We start from the raw sequence: 17,908 nt of genomic DNA, 5'->3' as shown, positions 1-17,908 counted from the left end.
CGCGCATTCTAGCCGATGCCGCGGCGTCCGCCCACCGCAAATGCCCGGCGGGACCTGTTCATGGGACCGTCATTCCGCGGTACCTCTTATGGCTTAAGGGTCTGCGGGAAGCCGGAAGGGGACATGCATCCGTGCCAGGAACCGGAGACCAAACGGATATCCCGCTGTCGTGGTGGCACGGCGCGACGATCTATCAGATCTATCCCCGCTCATTCCAGGACACCAATGGCGACGGCATCGGCGATCTCGAAGGGGTGCGCCGACGCCTGCCCTATCTCGCCGGGCTCGGCATCGACGCGGTGTGGATCTCGCCCTTCTACCCCTCGCCCATGGCCGACTTCGGCTATGACGTCGCGGATTATTGCGGCGTCGATCCGATCTTCGGCACGCTTGAGGATTTCGACGCTCTGGTCGGCGACGCCCATCGGCTCGGCCTCAGGATCATCCTCGACTTCGTGCCCAACCACACGTCCGCACGGCACCCCTGGTTCGCGGAAAGCCGGACCGGCCGAGCAAGCGCGAAGCGCGATTGGTACATCTGGCGCGAGCCGGCGCCGGATGGTGGCCCGCCGAACAATTGGCTCAGCCATTTCGGCGGCAGCGGCTGGGAACGGGACGCTGCATCCGGACAATATTATTACCACGCCTATCTGAAGGCGCAGCCCGACCTCAACTGGCGCAACCCGGCGGTGCGCGCCGCCATGATGGACGCACTGCGCTTCTGGCTGCAGCGCGGCGTCGACGGCTTCCGCGTCGACGTCATGTGGCACCTGATGAAGGACGCCGAATTCCGCGACGATCCGCCGAACCCCGCGTTTCAGCCCGGCCAGCCCGCCATCGAGCGCCATCTGCCGATCCATTCCACCGATCGGCCCGAGGTGCATCAGGTTGTCCGCGAGATGCGCGGGACACTCAGCGCCTATGGCGACAAGCTCTTGATCGGCGAGATCTATCTGCCGATGGAGCGCGTCGTCACCTATTATGGCGAGAGGCTTTCCGGCGCGCATCTGCCGTTCAATTTCCAGCTGATCGCCGCGCCCTGGGATGCCCGTCACCTTGCCAGTCTGATCGAGGCTTATGAGCGGGCGCTACCGCCCGGCGCCTGGCCGAACTGGGTGCTCGGCAATCATGACCGCAGCCGGGTGGCGAGCCGGGTCGGCGCGGCGCAGGCACGGGTCGCGAGCATGCTGCTGCTTACGCTGCGCGGTACGCCGACGCTCTATTATGGCGACGAGCTCGGCATGGTGGATGTGCCGGTTCCGCCCGAGGCGGCGCAGGATCCTTGGGAGAAGAACGAGCCGGGCATCGGTGTCGGCCGCGATCCGGTGCGCACGCCGATGCGCTGGACCGGCGCGCCGGACGCCGGCTTCACCACCGGCACGCCATGGCTGCCGATCGGCGGCGAGTTGGCGATGAATGTCGCGGATGAGAGCGCCGATCCCAAGTCCTTGCTTACGCTTTATCGCCGGCTGCTGGCACTGCGGCGCGCGACGCCGGCACTTTCGCTTGGCAGCTATGAAGGCATTCCGACAAGCGGCGACATCCTCGCCTTCCACCGTCGCCATCCGGATGGAGACGTCGTGGTGGCGCTCAATCTCGGCCACCAACCAGCAACGCTCGACGCATCGACCGGCGCACGCGCCATACTGCTCTCGACCCATCTTGACCGCGTGGGAGAGGTGCCTGCCGGGCCGCTCCATTTGCGGCCGGACGAGGGGATCATCTTCAGACTGGCCTGAACACGGGCATCGAGTGGCATTGCTCGATCTCGTGATCGAGCGGCCGGCGCACTGATGCGGAACGCAAACACCCTGCTCCGACTTGTCGGCGACAGACACGTCGGGACGGGATTGCAATGCGCAAGGAAACGCTGGTCCGCAGGCTGGCAGGCAAGTTCGATCTCACCATCGTCACACCCGACGCCCTCACCATACGCCGCGAGCCCGCGGACGACGGCTTCGCGTTTCGCGATGCGCGCGGCCGCCTCATCCGCAATGCGGACGAGATCGCGCGGCTGAAATCGCTGGCGGTGCCGCCGGCCTATGAGGATGTGCGCTACGCGGGGGACCCGTCCGCGCATTTGCAGGCGGTCGGTATCGATGCCGCCGGCCGGCTGCAATATCGCTACCATCCGGATTGGGCACGGGTGCGCGAGGAGCTGAAGGCCCGCCGGCTCGACACGCTCACCCACGCGCTGCCGACCATACGCCGTGCCGTGCGCCGCCGGCTCGCGGAGAAGGAGCCGACCCGCAGCCTCGCCATGGCCACCGTGGTGGAACTGGTGGCGCTCACCGCGCTGCGCGCCGGCGGCGAAGCCTACGCAAAGGAGAACGGCACACGCGGCGCCACCACCTTGCTCAAATCGAACGTCCGGATCGATGGCGAGCAGGTCACGCTGACCTTCAAGGGCAAGGGCGGCAAGCGCATCGTCAAGCACATCTGCCGCCCCACCTTCGCCGCCGCGCTCACGCGGCTGATGGCGTTGCCCGGCCGCCGATTGTTCCAGTACCGCAATGGCGATGGTGCGGTGCACGCGATACGCGCCGGCGGCGTCAATGCCTTCCTGCGCGAGCTCGCGGGCCGGCCGATTTCGCTGAAGGATTTCCGCACCCTGGTGGCCTCTTCCAGCGCGCTGGAGACGCTGGCGCTCGCCATCCCCGCGGCCTCGGCCCGGGCGCGCAAGGCGCAAGTGGTAAGCGCGCTGTCCTCGGTCGCCGAGACCCTGGCCAACACGCCGGCGGTCTGCCGCAAAAGCTATGTCCACGCCGCCGTCGTCACCGCCTTCGAGGACGGCAGCCTGGCGCGCTACGCCGACGAATTGCGGAGCACGCGAAGCCCGGAAGGGCGGGCGAAGATTCTGGCGCGCATCGTCTCGCGGCATGTCGACTGAGGCGAGGCCATCGCTCGTTCAGCGCAGGCCGAGCAGATCGCCAAGCGACCGAGCAAGATTTTCCAGCGTATAGGGCTTCTGCACCACCGGGCGGGCGCGATGCTCCATCGGCAGTTTCGCCTGCTCGCCATAGCCGGTCGCGAACAGGAACGGCACATTGCGGTCGAGCAGCCGGTCGGCAATCGGGAAACTGGTCTGGTCGCCGAGATTGATGTCCAGGATCGCGACCGACGGCGTACCGCCATCGAGACTGTCCAGCGCGGCCTCGATCGTCGAGACGGTCGTGACATTGGCCGCACCGAGCCGCGAGACGATATCCTCGGCATCGAGCGCGATGATCAGGCTGTCCTCGACGATCAGTACCGTCCTGCCTCTGAGGAGGTCCGGTGGCGGCGCGGGCTTGTGCAACTGGGTCGGGCCGGGGAGCTTGATTGCCGGCCCCGCGAACGAGCGTGGCTCGGAGACATGCCTCGCGGGGATGCGGAAATTCGCACGCACGCCGCCCTCGGCATACTCAATGGATGCGGTCCCACCCAGATCGTATGGCACCGAGCGGTCGATGATGGTGGTGCCGAAGCCGCGCCGGCTTGGTGGCGTAACGGGAGGCCCGCCGGCCTCCTGCCAATCGAGCATCAGGTCGCCAACATTGTTGCGGTGCCATTCGATAAGCACCCGCCCCCCGTCGGACAGACTGCCATATTTCGCGGAATTGGTGACGAGCTCGTGCAGCACGAGCGCCATCGTCGAATAGGCCTGCGGATTGAGAAGGACGGGGTCTCCGCTCGAAACGATGGAGTTCTGACGCTCCGCGGCGAAGGCCGCGGCCTCCGCGTCGATGAGCGCTTGCAGCGGAGCCGGCCCCCAGTGATCGTCGGTGATCTGGTTATGGGCGCGCGCCAGCGCATGGATACGCCCGTCCACCAGCTTCACGAACTCCTTCACCGCCTCCTCCTCCGGCTGCGACTGGCGGATCAGGCCGCGAATGACGCCCAGTATGTTGCGGACTCGATGGTTGAGTTCGGCGATCAGCAACTCCTGTCGCGCATTGGCCTGATGACGTTCGGCGGCAGCCTCGTCCGCAAGGCGCAACACCACCTCGATAAGCGTCGCGCGCAGCGTCTCCGCAACGCGCAATTCGGACGACGTGAAGGGCGCCGATCGTCCCTCGACCAGTTCCTTCCACTCCTGAAAGCTCTCGCGCGGCGTCAGGCGAGGTCCGTTCGGGCCATACTCGATCGGCTTGTGGGGATCGCCTGCCCAACGCACGGATCGGGTCAGCTCCGAGCGGAACAGCACGATGTAGTCGCGAGGCGAGCGCGAAATCGGAATGGCGAGCATGCCGGCGGCGAGCGAGGCAAACTCTTCCCCGCCGGGAACCAGGGCGGCGATGTGATCTGTCGCATACACCTTGCCGGCCGCCGTCCCGTTTAGGGCGCGGATCACCCGGCGAAAGCCATCGGTCGGTGGAGTCGTGCCCGAGAACGCATAATTCCCGTTGATCCAGACGCCGACACCATCGGCCGGAATCGCGTTGGTCAGGATATCGCCCAGCCAGTCCGGGTCATTGAGCAAAGTCTCGTCGGAGGCAACGGCCCCGAGCAACTGATCGGATATGTCGCGGGCTCGCCGCTCATACTCGACTATGGCCCGCCGCTCGCGGCTCTCCAGGCGCATGGAAAACATCTGCGCGAAGAGTTCGCTCACGGAGCGACGTTCGAACGTCGGGCACCGAGGCGCGTAATTGTGGCAGGCAAATAGCCCCCACAATTGATCCTCGACGATGATCGAGATGGACAGCGAGGCGCGCACGCCCATGTTCTTCAGATATTCGATGTGGATCGGCGAGACCGAGCGAAGCACAGACAGCGATAGGTCGAGTGGCCTGCCCTCTTCGTCGAGTTCCGGAACAATGCGCACGGCATCGGCATTCACGTCGCCGATGATGCGCAGTATATTGCGCCGGTAGAGCTGGCGTGCCTGCTGGGGAATGTCGCTCGCCGGATAATGCAGTCCGAAAAAGCTGCCTATGCCGGCCTTGCAAGCCTCGGCCACCACCTCGCCCGAGCCGTCTGCCGCGAATTTATAGACCATGACGCGGTCATAGCCGAGCAGCGCCCTGACCTGCCGGGCCCCCTCGCGATAGAAGCCACCAAGCTCGGTGGTCTGGTCGAGCCTCCCGACCATCGAGCGCACAATGCCCGTGGCGTCCCCATTCTCGGCCGAGCCGGGCTCGGCCTCGATTACGATCTGGCCGCCCGACAAATGGATTGCGATGTCGAAGGGCGGCGCACCCTCCACAAGGTGGCAACCGAACAGCCGTTCCACGGCGTCGGGGCCGCGCAATATGATCACGCGATTACGCAGATCGTGCACCGCGCGCGACGGTATGAACGCGGCCAGTGGTTGGCCGATCAGTTCGGCCGAGCTTCTCCCCAGGAACTTCCCGACATTCTCCGACACGCGGGCAATGATCCAGTCGGCACTGACGGCGATCAGGAAACCGATAGGCTGGATTGAACCTACGATGTGAATAGGCTCACGGTCACAATTCGTAAGGTCTACGCGCAAAGGTTGGTCCGCCATCGATCCTTGCGCCATTGGGGCGATTTACAGCTTTCAGGCGCAAACAACCGTGAAATCGAACATTGGTTCCCGCGATTGACACCGGACGCCCCCGCGGGCACGGCAGCGTTGCTAGCGGGCAACGCGGCCAGCGTCATCTGGAAATTTTGGACGGAGGAGTGACGGCACCCTGCCCTGCCCCCCGGGGGGCAGGGTGCCGTCTTGCCGGCCGAATGCCGTCTGACCGCGGTCCTCTCGGTGACGGGGCCGGCAACAATGAGGAGTGCTCGCTGCCCGCTGAATCCACGCGGGCATGGGGCGCATAGCGTCGGGCACACCTCGTTGTCTTGCGAGGAGGACCATCGCCAATCCGGCGTGAAACCAGCGTGAAAGCGGGCGTGGGTGTCAGATCAGCAGCGGCGTCGGGTTGAACGTGCCATCTCCCGGCAGCCAGGATCGCCACCCGAACTGCTCCGGCACGCCCGCGAGCCGGCCCGCCCCCTGCCGTCGGCGGAAATGCGCGAGGCCGGGCACGATAACCTTCACCACCGGAATGCCTAGCGCGGCGCGCGTGAGCTCCATTGCATAGGCGTCAAAGCCGCAGGCGGCGAGCCGCTCGAGCGGCGTTCCCATGCCGCGTGTCGGGAGATGTCCGGCGACGCCCTGCGGCGCCAGCCACGGCGCGTGTTCGGGATCGACCAGCTCATACCATCGTGCAAGTTCGGCATCCCCAGGCGAGGGCTCGCCTTCGTCGAGCCGCTGCAGCAGCGCTGCCAGCGCCAGCTCCGACTGCACCATTTCGAGGAAGGCACCCTCCATCGCATCAGCAAGGTGCGGGCGGCAGGCGACACCCAGCGCCGGGAGCGTACCGTCATCCTCGATCGAAATGGCGGCGACGACGGGAATTGCGATATCGGTCGTCAGATCAAGGAACCAGCATCGCCGCCCGGTCTCGTCGTCATGCGCCTCGAGGCCGTGCCGCAGACGAGCTGACGCAATGCCATGCGGATCGATGCCAGGGCGGGCGATGCCGCGCTGCCACCACAGGCCGGTCGCATCGCGCTCTATGGCCTCCAGCAAGGCGCCTTCCAGCGCCTCGTCCCGGCTCCGCCCGGCCGCACAGCCGCTATTGTCGAGGCCCGCCTCGGGGGCGGCCCGATCAGGGGCAATATAACGGCCGAAGCACAATGGGGCGGGGCACCAGGTCGAGAACGGCTCGGCGCCCGTCAGGCGCACGACGCGGCTCCAGCCGCGCGCCTGCAGCGCCGCCTCATCCTGGCGCGACCAGCCGACCCGGCAATCCAGCAGTTCCGCGACACCGGGCAGCCTCGGCTGAGGCGGTTCGAGCGCGACCCGCGCGCGATCCTGCGCGGGGTCGTATAGCCAGCTGTGGAACTCCGCCATCTCGCCGAGGCAACGGCGCACCGCATCGCCTGGATCGAAGCCCTTGCCGACAAAACTCACCTGTTCCCCGCCCTCCCCGACCGGCAGGTGCGCCGAGGTGAGCGCGATGGTGACGCCGGAGGCAGGCAGGACGTGAACCGTCAGGTCGAAACGGTCGAGCAACCGCAGCAGGCGGCGGTCGGATTCCCCACCATCGGCGCCGGCCCAGGCCACAGCGCCATCCCCCCGCGCCGGGCGCAGGAAACCCGCAGCAAGGAGATCCGCGACCTCTCCAACATCACAGTCGCGGCGCCCCGGATCTGCGTCCGGCGCCGCAGGCGCATCTGATTCGGCAATACGGCCATGGCGTTGGGACAAGATGAGCGGGCGCTGTCCATCAGCTTCGGTCATGCACGCTCCAGTATCCCGGCAAGGGTGCGGTGGCTTGATTACATCGTAAATGTTTGCCGGGACATATGGTATGAGCCATGGCGACGTCTCGACAGAAAGCAACGAAGCGCATCATCGAAGCAGCAAACCCTTGAGACGAATCCCTTCAATGGGTAAGACGCCATGTCGCCCACACGCGAGGCTGGAAGTTGGGAAGATGTCTGGCAAGGTTGATCGGGCCGTTCAGGCTGTTCGATCCGTCGGGACGGGACATTACTCCCAAGGGGCGCAAGACCTGCGGTCTGATCTCCTATCTGCTGCTGAACGAGCATGCGCGCGAGAGCCGCGCCCGCCTCGCCACCGTATTGTGGAGCGAGAGCGACGAGGAGCATGCGCGCGCCTCGCTGCGCCAATGCATAAAGGAAATACGCAACCTGCCGGTCGGTGATGCCGGCGCCGTGTTCCAGGCCGACAAGATGGACATCGCGATCGATCTCAGCCGGATCGATCGGGACATCGACCTGCTCGCCGCCGATATACGCGCGCGCAATCCGGCAAACGCTGCGCGCTGGCTCGAGGCGCCGGAACCGGCCCTGCTCCAGGGCCTCGATGAATGCGACCCGCTCTTCTACAAATGGCTGCAGATCCGGCGCAGCAATTGGTCGGAGGCAACCGTCAACGAATTGCTCGGCCTGGTCGACGAGGAGGACATCACCTCCGCCGACGAAGCCATCATCGCCAAGTCGATCCTGAAGCTTGATCCGTTCTCCGAACGCGCGGCGGAAATCCAGATGATCGCGCTGTTCGAGACCGGCGGCCTGCAGCCGGCGATCGCCTATTTCGAGACCTATCGCGGGCATCTGGCCGATGAATACGAGATCGAACCGTCGCGCAACCTGCTCGGCCTCGTCGACATGCTGCGCGAGCGCGCCTCGCGTCCTGCCAAGGACGCGCACAAGGCCGAGCCCGCCGCGCACATGCGCGAAAAGCCCCGCGCCGGCCACTCGCGGCCGGAGACCCCGACCATCGCCGTCATCCAGGCGCCGAGCGCGCAGGGCGGCAGCTATTCGGACCACATAGCCGGCGCCTTCGCCACCGAGCTGGCCGCGACCCTCGGCCGCTTCCGCGAATGGTCGGTGTTCCGGGTCGAGGTGGAGTCGGCCGGAGAGATCGACCAGCCCGACGCATTGCTGGAGCGGCTGGCCTCGCAGGGCATCGAGTTCGCCTTCTTTGTCGAGCCGCCGACCGACGCCAAGTCCAGCGACTTCCACATCAGCTGCCATGACAGTTTCGACAAGGAACTGCTGGTAGCCGAACGCTTCCGGGCAAAGCCGAACGAATGGACGGCGGTGTTCAACAATATGAGCGCGCGCCTGGCCTCGCATCTCAATGTCGCCATCGCCACGGCCCGCCTGCACCGCAACAAGAAGGTCTCTCCGATCCAGGCAGCTGCCTATGATTTCTGGCTCGACGGCCAGAAGCTCGCGGTGCTCTGGCAGCCGGAGACCGAGGAAGCCGCGATCCGCTGCTATGAGCGAGCCATCGAACTGGCGCCGCAGCTGCCGCACGCCTATTCGAGCCTCGCCGCCGTGCTGAATTCGCGCTGGATCGTGCTGCCGGGATGGGAGAACGACGCGGCCGACCGCGAGCGCGCCTTGCAGCTCGCCCAGCACGCGCTGCGGCTCGACAATCTCGACCATCGCTCCCAGGCCAATCTCGCCTGGAGCCATTTGCTGGAGCGGCGCTGGGATTGCGCGGAGCTGCATTTCCGGCTCGCCCACGATCTCAATCCGGCGAACCCCAGCACCTTGATCGCCTATGCGCTCGCCTCCAGCTTCATGGGCAATCACCGCCAGGCCCGGCAGCTGAGCGACCGCGCCTTCGATATCTGCGCGATCCGCGAGCCGTATTTCTTCGGCTATCGCTCCACCATCGCGTTCCTCGCCGGCGACTATAAGGACTGCCTGCGCTCCATCGAGCAGGTGCCCGACATCTTCCCCGATATCGCGGGATGGGCGGCAGCCAGCCACGCTCTGCTCGGGCAGAAGGTGGAAGCCGCCCAATATGCCGGGCAGTTCGTCACCAGCATGCGCGAGCGCTGGGCCGGCCAGAAGCCGGTTTCGGACAGCACGCTGGTGAACTGGTTCAAGACCATCTTCCCGCTGCGCCGCGAGCGCGACCGCAAGCTACTCGCCGATGGCATGGACCGCGCCGTCGCCTCTTGGCTGAGCACCGAGCCGCCGGCGCCGCCGCGTGGCCGGCGGCGCGGCCTCTCCATCGAGATGTGATCGTCGGGGGCGACGCGGCGCCGGTTTACCGACGCCGGTTTGCCGGCCTCTATTTGCCAGCCTCTATTTACAACGCGTCATGATGTAGTCGCTCAGCCGGAAATAATAGGCCCGGAGGCGGCTCTTCTTGCGCGCCGCCAAGGTCTTTCCGGCCTCGGGATCGACATAGTTCGGATTGCCCGGCGTGCAGTAATCCGGATAGCCATAGGCCGGCTTCGTCAGCGTGGAGTGCTCGATCTCGTCCAGCGTCTGCTGGATGTCACCCAGCCAGGGAATGATCAGATTGATATCATTCTCCTTGTCGAAGTGCGGGATGATGGTGACGTCGTCCCATTTCTTGGTCGGATCGAGCAGCTCGACGAATTGCGCGAGCTCCGCCTTCGGGTCGGCCTTGAACTTCTTGCGCAAATCCTTGTCGCTCAGCATCTCGTAGAGATATTTGCCGAGCCCTTCGCCGTCCGTGATCTTCAGTTTCGCCATGGTCCGCTCTCCCCTAGGGTTTCGAAATCAGGTCAGTTTCCGCAAGTCAGTTTGCGCAAGTCAGTTTCCGGTGGTTCCGGTTCGTCTGTGGTGTCCGGATCCACCAGCAGCCGGTCGCGTGCTCACTATGGAGAAAAGCTGCGAATCCGTGATCCGGCTGCGATCGAGCAGGCCGAACAGATCCGCAAAGGTCGAGATGCCCGCGGCCTGCGCGACGGCGGCATCTTCCGAAGCGAAATGCTGCCCGGCGAGGCCGAGCGCATGCACCATGGTGTGCGCCAATATGTAGGAGCCGACCGGGCCGAGATGGGCGCCGTCGTCGCCGAGTATGGCGGCCTCCTGAAGGAGATAGTAGGAGAGCGGCGTCGCCGTCATGAAGCCCGGATTGGCGCGGATCGCGCTTGCGAGCGCGCGCGCCGAATAGCCATAGACCGCGGCGAATTTGGCCGGAGGCAGCATGGCGTCGCCGCTCAGCACCGGCACCTTGATGTCCTGGTGTGCCGGCGCCAGGCGGGCGCCGATCTCGGTCGCGACATCCTGCCCGCTCGGCAGGCCGAGAATGTAGCAGCGCCACATGTCCTGGAACACGATCGACATCGGCGTGCCGTCATCGTCGATCGCGAGCGGACGGCGGGCGAGCGTCTCGTTGAGGAACGGGCTGATGCGCCGCGCCGCCTGCGGGCTGGAGCCATCGAGGGTGAGGAAGTTCGACCAGTTGACGCTCCAGTGCGTCGGGATCGGCACCCGGCGCGGCGCCCGGCTGCTCGACATCTGCAGCACGAGGCCGACATCCGCCTTGCCGCCGCCGGGCAGCTGGTTGATCAGATATTCGCTCCGGATCATCGCATGGCCGAAGCGCGCGGTGCCGAAGGTGAACTCCACCGGCGCCGTCTGCAGGCTGCCGGCCGCGCCGAACAGTGCCGCGCGATCCCCATTGTCCAGCAGCAGCGCATAGATCGCGGGATCCATCATGTGGCGCAGATAGTCGTGCAGCACCGCGTGGCGGAAGCAGCGGGTGATGAAGCGCCGCACCGTGGTGAACACGCTGTCGGAGGCGAGGCCACGTGCCAGCAGCACATCCGCCATCCGGTTGTGCAATTGCAGGAACAGGCAATGCAGTTGCGACAGCACCAGATGGTCGTCATTGCGCGGATCAGCCACGATCGGCTCGGAGCGGCCGGCAACGCCGCGCATGTCGGCGAAGCCCTTGGAACTGTCGATGCGCGGCAGGTCGCGTGCCGTGCCCGCCATCGCGTCGGTGAGGTCCGGCGGCGAGGTCGAGCGGTCGGTCAGGCCGATCAGGAAACGGCAGCGCGCCGCGGGTCCGGCGGAATCGTCCGGCGTCTCGTAGAGATGCGGCTCGAAGGCCGGCGCCACGCCATAGACCGAGTTGAGGTCGAGCGCCAGCGTCGCCTCGCTGCCGATCTGTTTGCGCAGCGCCCGGCTGAAGACCATGTCATGGAAGATGAACTGGCCGAGATAGGTGTATCCCGCCGGAATCGGATTGGGCGGCAGCCCAAACGGCTGGTCGCTGCCGCCGACCATGCTGTCGGTGATCGCCTCCAGCGCCGCGCGCGTGTCGTCCGGACCGGTGCCGAGCCAGGGGATCGGCTGATCCATCAGATCGGGGAACAGGCAGGTCCGGGAGATTTCCGTCCGGACATCGCCGGCGGAGCCTTCGCGGGATTGGATGCCGGTCGGGGACCGGGACCAGGGGCAGTCGAACGAATTTCCATGACGCATGGGTCGGTTCACCTCACCTGTCCGCCGATCCCCCGAAGGGATCGGACGGGGCCGCCATTGTTTCTTGGGATCGCATGCTGCCGATGGCAGCACGATGGGACGGAATTGCCGCAATCACAACCGGTACCTTGGGACGCACGGTGGTGCCTGGCGACGGTAGCCTGCCCGGCTCGGCAGGACTATGGCGGACCATTTTCGCGGGCCGCCATAGTCCTGCCGTTCGGAACCAGCGCGGATGCTCATTGCGCATCCTGCTGCGACGTGACGGGAGGGTCGTTCGAGGCAGTCTGCTTCGTCTCCCGGACCACGACGAGATCTCCCACACGCTGCACCTCGACATCGGCAAGCGGCACGCCGGGCCGGTCCGGCACGGTGATGCGCATGCTTTGCGTCGGCGCCAGCATGGAGATCATCCGGATCGGCGCCTGCCCCGCCTCTTGTTCGAAGGTCGCGACCACGCGAAGGCCCTGCTGCTCGGTAGTGTAGTAAAGCACGCCGCGGAAATCGGCGATGGCGACACGGTAGGCCTGGCCGGGAAGCAGCGCGCCGCCCGAGCTGATGGCGGCACGGCACTCCGCGCGGCCAGGCGGGCGGCCGGCAAAGCGCGCGCAGGCCTTCTCGACATTGCCGCGGAAAGTGGCGACGCGCACCTCATCGGCGAATGCCGAAGACGGCGCTGCACCGATCGCGGCCAGCAACGAGATCATTATCAACGTTCGTCTCATGGTGATCTCCCATCATTTGAACGGCGGCCGGGTGACCGCGGAAGGGAGAAAATCGCGAGCAGCGTGAGAGCAGCGTGAATCGCGCCGGGCACCCCGCCGCCAAGCCGGTCAAAGCGGATTCACGCTGCTCTCACGGTGGAGGCGTTCTTTCCCCGCCACTCACACCAGACAGTGGTGACGGGAGGCGACGCTATGCTTGGAAATCCTGCTCGACGGCACGAGAACGCGCAAATGGCACGGTGGATCGGACGCGCCGTGCTGATCCTCACCTTGATCGGCCCGCCGATCCCGAGCCCGAAGGCGGACTCCCCTGGCCTGAAGGCAGATTCCCCCAGCCCGAAGATGGATGCGGGCGAGAAATCGACCACCGGCCTGAAGCTGCTGCAGCTTTGCCAGGGCTCGGCCAGCGACGGGGAGTGGTGCGACGCCTATATAACGGGCGTCGTGGAAGGCATGTTCGGCACCCGCACATTTCCTGCACGCTGCTTCAATGACCGGCCTTCACTCGGCGACATCAAGAAGGTCATCGTCGACTTCGCGGTGAGAACGAGCCGCAACGGCGACGAATACCCCTTGCGGCGCCCGGCGGCGCTGATGATCCGCGACATACTCTCGGCGAGATATTGCGGGTGATCGGCGATCCGCAACCTCGCGCCATCCGTCGCGCGATCCGATCCGGCGGTTCGTTCATGGACGAGAATCCGGATTGCTGCCCTGCCGATCGGGTGCTTAAGTCCTCGATCAGGTCGGCATCGACCGACGCGTAAAACCTTCTGCAATACAGGAAAGCAAGCCGTGAGCTCCTTCAGCGACGCAGGCTTCCACGCGTGTGCAAATGCGACCGGGCTTCTGGTCATTCTGCACGGCTGGCACGACGATACGCGGAGCATGGCTGACCTCCTGGGTGCAGCACGCGTGATTCATCCGGATTTCGACTGCTATGTTCCAAGCCTGCCGATACGTTATTTTCTAAGTAGAGCCAGGGCGGTCGATCTTGCCGAACGGCTTTTTGCCGATCTCGACGAGAAGATCACCGGCTACGGCAACGGCAGATACCGCGAGGTCATTCTGGTCGGCCACAGTTTCGGTGCGGCGCTGGCGCGGGCGGTGTGGGTGCAGGCCCGGGGTGCGAAATTGAACGGCGATCTCGCGCTGACCGAGGCCAGGCCATGGGCCGTCTCCATCAAGCGCCTGATACTTATCGCCGGGGTCAATCGCGGCTGGGATCCGCATCTGCCGGTCGGTCCGGATATCCGCATCCAGCAATGGTTCGGCAATGTCATCGAGAATATATGCGGCCGCAACTTCCTGGTGCTCGATGTCCGCCGCGGTGCGCCGTTCCTGACGACCTTGCGCCTGCAGATTCTCAAGATACAGCGCCAGATCGACAGACGGGACACGCCGATCGTGGTGAACCTGATCGGCACGCTCGACAATGTCGTGGCGCCTGGAGACAACATCGATATCGCCACCAATCAGCCGGTCTTCCATCTCGAAGTCGAGCGATCGGGCCACGCCTCGATCCTGCAGTTCTGGGACCGGACGGCAGGCGACGGCAGGTATCGCGCATTCAAGCTCGCTCTCACCGGCAGCGCCGACGAACTGGCCGCCCACGCCATGTCGCCGGATTTCATCGCGGAAATGGTCGGCGAAAGAGCAGCCGAACTCCACGTCACGACCGAGCCCCTGGCGGCGGCCGACAACCCGGACGCCCCCACGCCACACGCTCCGGCGGATGTCGTCTTCATCGTCCACGGCATCAGGGACTACGGCTTTTGGACCAAGCGGCTCGCCAATCGGCTGAAGACATTCGCGATTGAACAGCGGAAGACCTGCCACACCATCACCTCCTCATACGGCTATTTCCCGATGGGCGCCTTCCTGCTGCGCGCCGAGCGCAGCAAGCGCGTGGGCTGGTTCCTCGATCAATATGTGACCGCCCGCGCCACCTATCCCGAGGGGACGCGGTTCCATTTCGTCGGACACAGCCACGGCACCTATCTGCTCGCGGCCGCAATCGACCGCTGCGCCGCCGTTCGTTTCGAGCGCGTGGTGTTCGCCGGCAGCGTGGTCAGCAGCCGCTTCAAATGGGCGGACTTCACAACCGGCAGGAATGGCGAGCCGCCACAGGTCCGCAAGATCCTCAATTATGTGGCAAGCCAGGATTGGGTGGTGGCGACCGTTCCCAAAGCGCTGGAGTGGATCTCCTATTTCGGCCAGGGGCGGCATTGCGGCCTCGGCGCCGCCGGGCACAGCGGGTTCAGCGAGGCTGCCGCGGGACTCGAGCAGATCCGCTACATAAGGGGCAAGCACAGCGCCGCGATCCGGCCCGATACGTGGGACGGCATGTCGAGCTTCCTGTTGGCCGACACCGCCGAGGCGCCCGAGCGCGGCGCGGCAATCCCAACCCCGCGGCTGGTAGCGCGGCATCCCCACTGGATGCGTGCGATCGCAGCGGCGGCGCCCCTGGCCATTCCCGGGATCGCGATCCTGCTGGCCGGCATCGCCGCCTATTTGCTTGCGCTGATCGACGGCCAGCCATCGAGCTTCATGGGACTGGCCGTGCCGGATTACGTGTGGGCGATTGTCCTGGTCGTCTATTTGTGGGTGCTCGGCCGCATCCTGACGAAGATCTGAGGCTGGAACCCTTTCCCCTTAGAACTATTTGAAGGATAGGAAAATTATTTATATTCAATAGTTTGAGTATTTTCTGATTGCAAGAATCATTCTATTCTTGCGGGAACCTTTCTCGTCGGCGCGACCGCAAAGCGGCCGCGTGCCGACAACGCCTCCGCAAATTCTTCACAGTAACTGACTGCGACCCAAGTCGGCCCGTCAGCATCCGGCGGCCTGCTTCGATTAGAACAGCCGCGCGCTGTTGCCCCAAGGCGATGTGCCGCAACCCCGTCACCGCTTCCGTAAGATAGACTTTGTCCGGCAAACTGTCGGAGCGTCGTATGGACGTCGTTGAGCCTGTCTTACTAAAGGGTGGGGCGGCGCGTCGTCAGACCTTGCCGGGAAACTCGAAGCCGTGGGCATGTCGATCGACGTTGTACCTCGACGGCTCGCATGCGCGGGTTTCATCGGACATCGGGCGAAGGTCTCGCTTCGGTAGTAAAAAAGTATTGTCGAACTCTCGAAGAACTTACAACAAGGTTCAAATCAGGTCACAGTCGAGCGCGTTAAACTTGGTCCTTTAGGGAAATTCCCGCATAAAGAGGAACTCAATGCAAAACAAGCCATTTATTACACGCGTTAGAACGGGTCTGACTCCGTATGTGCGGGGATTTCGTAGGAACTGGTTGCGAAAGGTCTGGGGGATGAATATCGGCGAGGGTGCCGAGATTTCTTTCAGTGCGCGCTTGGACAAGACCAATCCGAAGGGAATACATATAGGATCATATACGGCAGTGACGTTTGAGTCCGTCATACTTACGCACGACTTTGTCAACAGAAAGCACAAAGACGTCAGGATCGGCTCGAACTGCCTGATCGGTGCGAGATCGATAATATATCCCGGCGTGACGATTGGCGACCACTGCATCGTTGCGGCGGCATCCGTCGTGATGAAAGACGTGCCTCCCAATAGCGTAGTTTCCGGAAATCCGGCGCGCATCGTGGAGACGAATATCCGCACAGGAAAATTGGGCCACCGCTTGCCGAGTGCGTAACCTTTCCACGAATAAGCATTGCGAGGGGCAGTAGTGGTGGTTTCGAATGAGCTGCGGACCAGCGAGTTGCCGACTGAGGGGTTAGAGCTCGGCGCCTTTGAGCAGGCTGGGCAAGAAGCCTTTGCTCGCCTGTCGCGCGATTTCAACCCGGTACATCTTGACGCTGTGGTCGCGCGCCGGACCTTGTTTGGGCAACCCATTGTTCACGGCATGCACCTCGTCCTTCGGGCTCTCGAGACCGTATCCGGATTGCTCCCTTCCGTGGCTTATGCGCGGATCATCGCAAGGTTTCACCGGCCGGTCTTCCTGGGGGAGAGACTATTCCTGCAAGTCCGCCCGACGGAGAACGGGCTGGATCTCACTTATGTCAGCGATGGCACCCAGCTGACCACCATAAGCCTCGTGGCGCGGCGCCCGGAATTCGGTGATCCCGACTGGTCCATGGCGGTTGACCACTGCCGGACCTCGCCGAGAGAATTTTCGATCGAGGAGATGCAGGGCTATCAGGGCGTGGTCGGCTTGCCGCAGAAGCCGGCGGAAATCCGCGCTTTCTTTCCCGCGGCGTCACAGACCTACGGCACGAACCGCATCGCCAATCTCCTCGGCATAACCTACGCGATCGGCATGGAGGTGCCGGGTCTTCACTCGATGTTCGCGACGCTGACCGTCAATCTTCTGGATGGCGTCGGCTCGGACCTGCAATTCCTGGCAAAACGGGTGACGCCCAAGCTTTCCCACGTCCAATTGCAGTTTCAAAGCGAAGCATTGTCCGGCTCTTCGGAAACCTTCGTCCGGCCGAGGGTCGGCGCGATCGATTTCGCGACGTGCCGCAAGGCGGTCACCGACGGAGAATTTCGCGGCCGCTGTGCGCTGATCGTGGGCGGCTCGCGCGGGTTGGGCCTCTTGACCGCGAACCTGCTTGGCGCTGGTGGCGCGGAGGTCGTGATCACCTATCGGAGCGGCGAGGAGGAGGCCAAAGCCGCGATTGCGGTGATGCGGGAAAACGGTGTCGCCGCCAGCGCCATCAGGCTCGATGTCGCAAGCCCCGCGGAAGCATTTGCCGGACTGGGCAGCGATGGCATTTCTGTCACAGATATGTTCTACTTTGCGACGCCCCATATCTTCGTGCGCAAGAAGAGGCTTTTCGAAGATCATCTACTCGATGGTTTTATCAGTAATTATACTACAAATTTTTTGAGCGTCGTCGAGGAAGCCAAGCAGCTCGCGAAGGGCGGGCTTGCCGTTTTCTACCCGTCCAGCGATGCCCTGAATAATCCGCTCAAGGATCTCGCCGAATACTATGTGGCCAAGATGGCCGGAGAGGCGGTGTGCGAGATGCTCAACCGCTACGACGACGAGGTGAATGTCACGGTGTCGCGCCTGCCCCGACTGCCCACCGACCAGACCGCGACCTTGATGAACGTCGCGACAGACGATCCCGTCGCGGTGCTGCTCGATATCTGCCGCACCATGAAAAGCCGCCGCCCCAACCTTCCCAACACACCATGAACGAGTAAAAAATGACCGATAAACTGACTGAAATCTTTGCCATGACGCTTAATCTCCCGGAAGACAGCATCAGCGATGCGACGTCGCCGGACAATACCGAAGCCTGGGACAGCCTGGCGAACATGCTCCTCATCGCAGCGATCGAGGAGACGTTCGAGATCGAGCTGCACACCAGCGAGATCGAGACGATGAAGAATGTCGGCAAGGTCCGGGCGGTGCTCGAGAAACGTCAGGTCGCGCTCGTCTGAGTTCGAAGACGACGTTTCA

13 protein-coding genes are annotated in these 17,908 nt (G+C 64.3%); 8 read left to right on the top strand and 5 right to left on the bottom strand.

The window, feature by feature from the left end:
- The first annotated feature begins 131 nt into the window (after window positions 1–131).
- Window positions 132–1,739 carry an alpha-amylase family glycosyl hydrolase gene (locus tag G3545_RS22520; RefSeq protein ID WP_246702527.1) on the top strand — a complete coding sequence of 536 codons (1,608 nt, stop codon included), beginning with the start codon at window positions 132–134 and terminating at the stop codon, window positions 1,737–1,739.
- 116 nt (window positions 1,740–1,855) lie between these two features.
- Window positions 1,856–2,890, top strand: a complete 1,035-nt coding sequence (locus G3545_RS22515; RefSeq protein ID WP_170015887.1) for a DNA topoisomerase IB — start codon at window positions 1,856–1,858, stop codon at window positions 2,888–2,890.
- Window positions 2,891–2,908: 18 nt separating this feature from the next.
- Here G3545_RS22515 and G3545_RS22510 read toward each other — a convergent pair whose 3' ends face one another.
- Both G3545_RS22510 and G3545_RS22505 read right to left on the bottom strand, forming a co-directional pair.
- On the bottom strand, window positions 2,909–5,473 hold the full coding sequence (locus G3545_RS22510) for an HWE histidine kinase domain-containing protein (protein ID WP_170015885.1): 2,565 nt from the start codon (window positions 5,471–5,473) through the stop codon (window positions 2,909–2,911).
- Between the two features lie 384 nt (window positions 5,474–5,857).
- Window positions 5,858–7,018, bottom strand: a complete 1,161-nt coding sequence (locus G3545_RS22505; RefSeq protein ID WP_170015882.1) for a YcaO-like family protein — start codon at window positions 7,016–7,018, stop codon at window positions 5,858–5,860.
- 437 nt (window positions 7,019–7,455) lie between these two features.
- On the opposite strand from G3545_RS22505, the gene G3545_RS22500 reads away from it, so the two are divergent.
- A complete protein-coding gene (locus G3545_RS22500) occupies window positions 7,456–9,513 on the top strand; it encodes a BTAD domain-containing putative transcriptional regulator (RefSeq protein WP_170015880.1) in 2,058 nt (685 codons plus the stop codon).
- Between the two features lie 63 nt (window positions 9,514–9,576).
- On the opposite strand, the gene G3545_RS22495 is transcribed toward G3545_RS22500, so the two are convergent.
- From G3545_RS22495 to G3545_RS22485, 3 genes are all read right to left on the bottom strand, one after another.
- Complete coding sequence (locus G3545_RS22495; RefSeq protein ID WP_170015878.1) at window positions 9,577–9,993, bottom strand: hypothetical protein; 417 nt, start codon at window positions 9,991–9,993, stop codon at window positions 9,577–9,579.
- 60 nt (window positions 9,994–10,053) lie between these two features.
- Window positions 10,054–11,736, bottom strand: coding sequence for a peroxidase family protein (locus tag G3545_RS22490; RefSeq protein ID WP_170015876.1), 1,683 nt, complete (start codon window positions 11,734–11,736; stop codon window positions 10,054–10,056).
- A gap of 239 nt (window positions 11,737–11,975) precedes the next feature.
- Window positions 11,976–12,461 carry a hypothetical protein gene (locus tag G3545_RS22485; RefSeq protein ID WP_170015874.1) on the bottom strand — a complete coding sequence of 162 codons (486 nt, stop codon included), beginning with the start codon at window positions 12,459–12,461 and terminating at the stop codon, window positions 11,976–11,978.
- A 231-nt stretch (window positions 12,462–12,692) separates the two neighbouring features.
- On the opposite strand from G3545_RS22485, the gene G3545_RS22480 reads away from it, so the two are divergent.
- The 5 genes from G3545_RS22480 (at window position 12,693) to G3545_RS22460 (ending at window position 17,889) form a co-directional block, all read left to right on the top strand.
- The gene (locus G3545_RS22480; RefSeq protein ID WP_170015872.1) at window positions 12,693–13,094 is read left to right on the top strand and encodes a Rap1a/Tai family immunity protein; all 402 of its coding nucleotides are present in this window, start codon (window positions 12,693–12,695) and stop codon (window positions 13,092–13,094) included.
- 162 nt (window positions 13,095–13,256) lie between these two features.
- A complete protein-coding gene (locus G3545_RS22475; protein ID WP_281411686.1) occupies window positions 13,257–15,098 on the top strand; it encodes an alpha/beta hydrolase in 1,842 nt (613 codons plus the stop codon).
- A 683-nt stretch (window positions 15,099–15,781) separates the two neighbouring features.
- Window positions 15,782–16,132: an acyltransferase gene (locus G3545_RS29930; protein ID WP_206151323.1), complete on the top strand. Its 351-nt coding sequence runs from the start codon at window positions 15,782–15,784 to the stop codon at window positions 16,130–16,132.
- 33 nt (window positions 16,133–16,165) lie between these two features.
- A complete protein-coding gene (locus G3545_RS22465; RefSeq protein ID WP_170015865.1) occupies window positions 16,166–17,641 on the top strand; it encodes an SDR family NAD(P)-dependent oxidoreductase in 1,476 nt (491 codons plus the stop codon).
- Window positions 17,642–17,652: 11 nt separating this feature from the next.
- Window positions 17,653–17,889 (top strand): acyl carrier protein, encoded by a 237-nt coding sequence (locus G3545_RS22460; RefSeq protein WP_170015862.1) that lies wholly within the window; start codon window positions 17,653–17,655, stop codon window positions 17,887–17,889.
- The last annotated feature ends 19 nt before the right edge of the window (window positions 17,890–17,908 follow it).

It is taken from the genome of Starkeya sp. ORNL1 (genome assembly GCF_012971745.1).
Classification (GTDB): Bacteria; Pseudomonadota; Alphaproteobacteria; order Rhizobiales; family Xanthobacteraceae; genus Ancylobacter.
Note: the sequence above shows the minus strand (reverse complement) of the source record. Positions and strands in the feature narration are given on the sequence as shown.

Excerpts from the sequence above, each read along its gene's own strand:
- G3545_RS22515 (WP_170015887.1), top strand. The coding sequence starts at position 1,856 with ATGCGCAAGGAAACGCTGGTCCGCAGGCTGGCAGGCAAGTTCGATCTC.
- G3545_RS22510 (WP_170015885.1), bottom strand. The coding sequence starts at position 5,473 with ATGGCGGACCAACCTTTGCGCGTAGACCTTACGAATTGTGACCGTGAG.
- G3545_RS22495 (WP_170015878.1), bottom strand. The coding sequence starts at position 9,993 with ATGGCGAAACTGAAGATCACGGACGGCGAAGGGCTCGGCAAATATCTC.
- G3545_RS22490 (WP_170015876.1), bottom strand. The coding sequence starts at position 11,736 with ATGCGTCATGGAAATTCGTTCGACTGCCCCTGGTCCCGGTCCCCGACC.
- G3545_RS22485 (WP_170015874.1), bottom strand. The coding sequence starts at position 12,461 with ATGAGACGAACGTTGATAATGATCTCGTTGCTGGCCGCGATCGGTGCA.
- G3545_RS22480 (WP_170015872.1), top strand. The coding sequence starts at position 12,693 with ATGGCACGGTGGATCGGACGCGCCGTGCTGATCCTCACCTTGATCGGC.
- G3545_RS29930 (WP_206151323.1), top strand. The coding sequence starts at position 15,782 with ATGAATATCGGCGAGGGTGCCGAGATTTCTTTCAGTGCGCGCTTGGAC.
- G3545_RS22460 (WP_170015862.1), top strand. The coding sequence starts at position 17,653 with ATGACCGATAAACTGACTGAAATCTTTGCCATGACGCTTAATCTCCCG.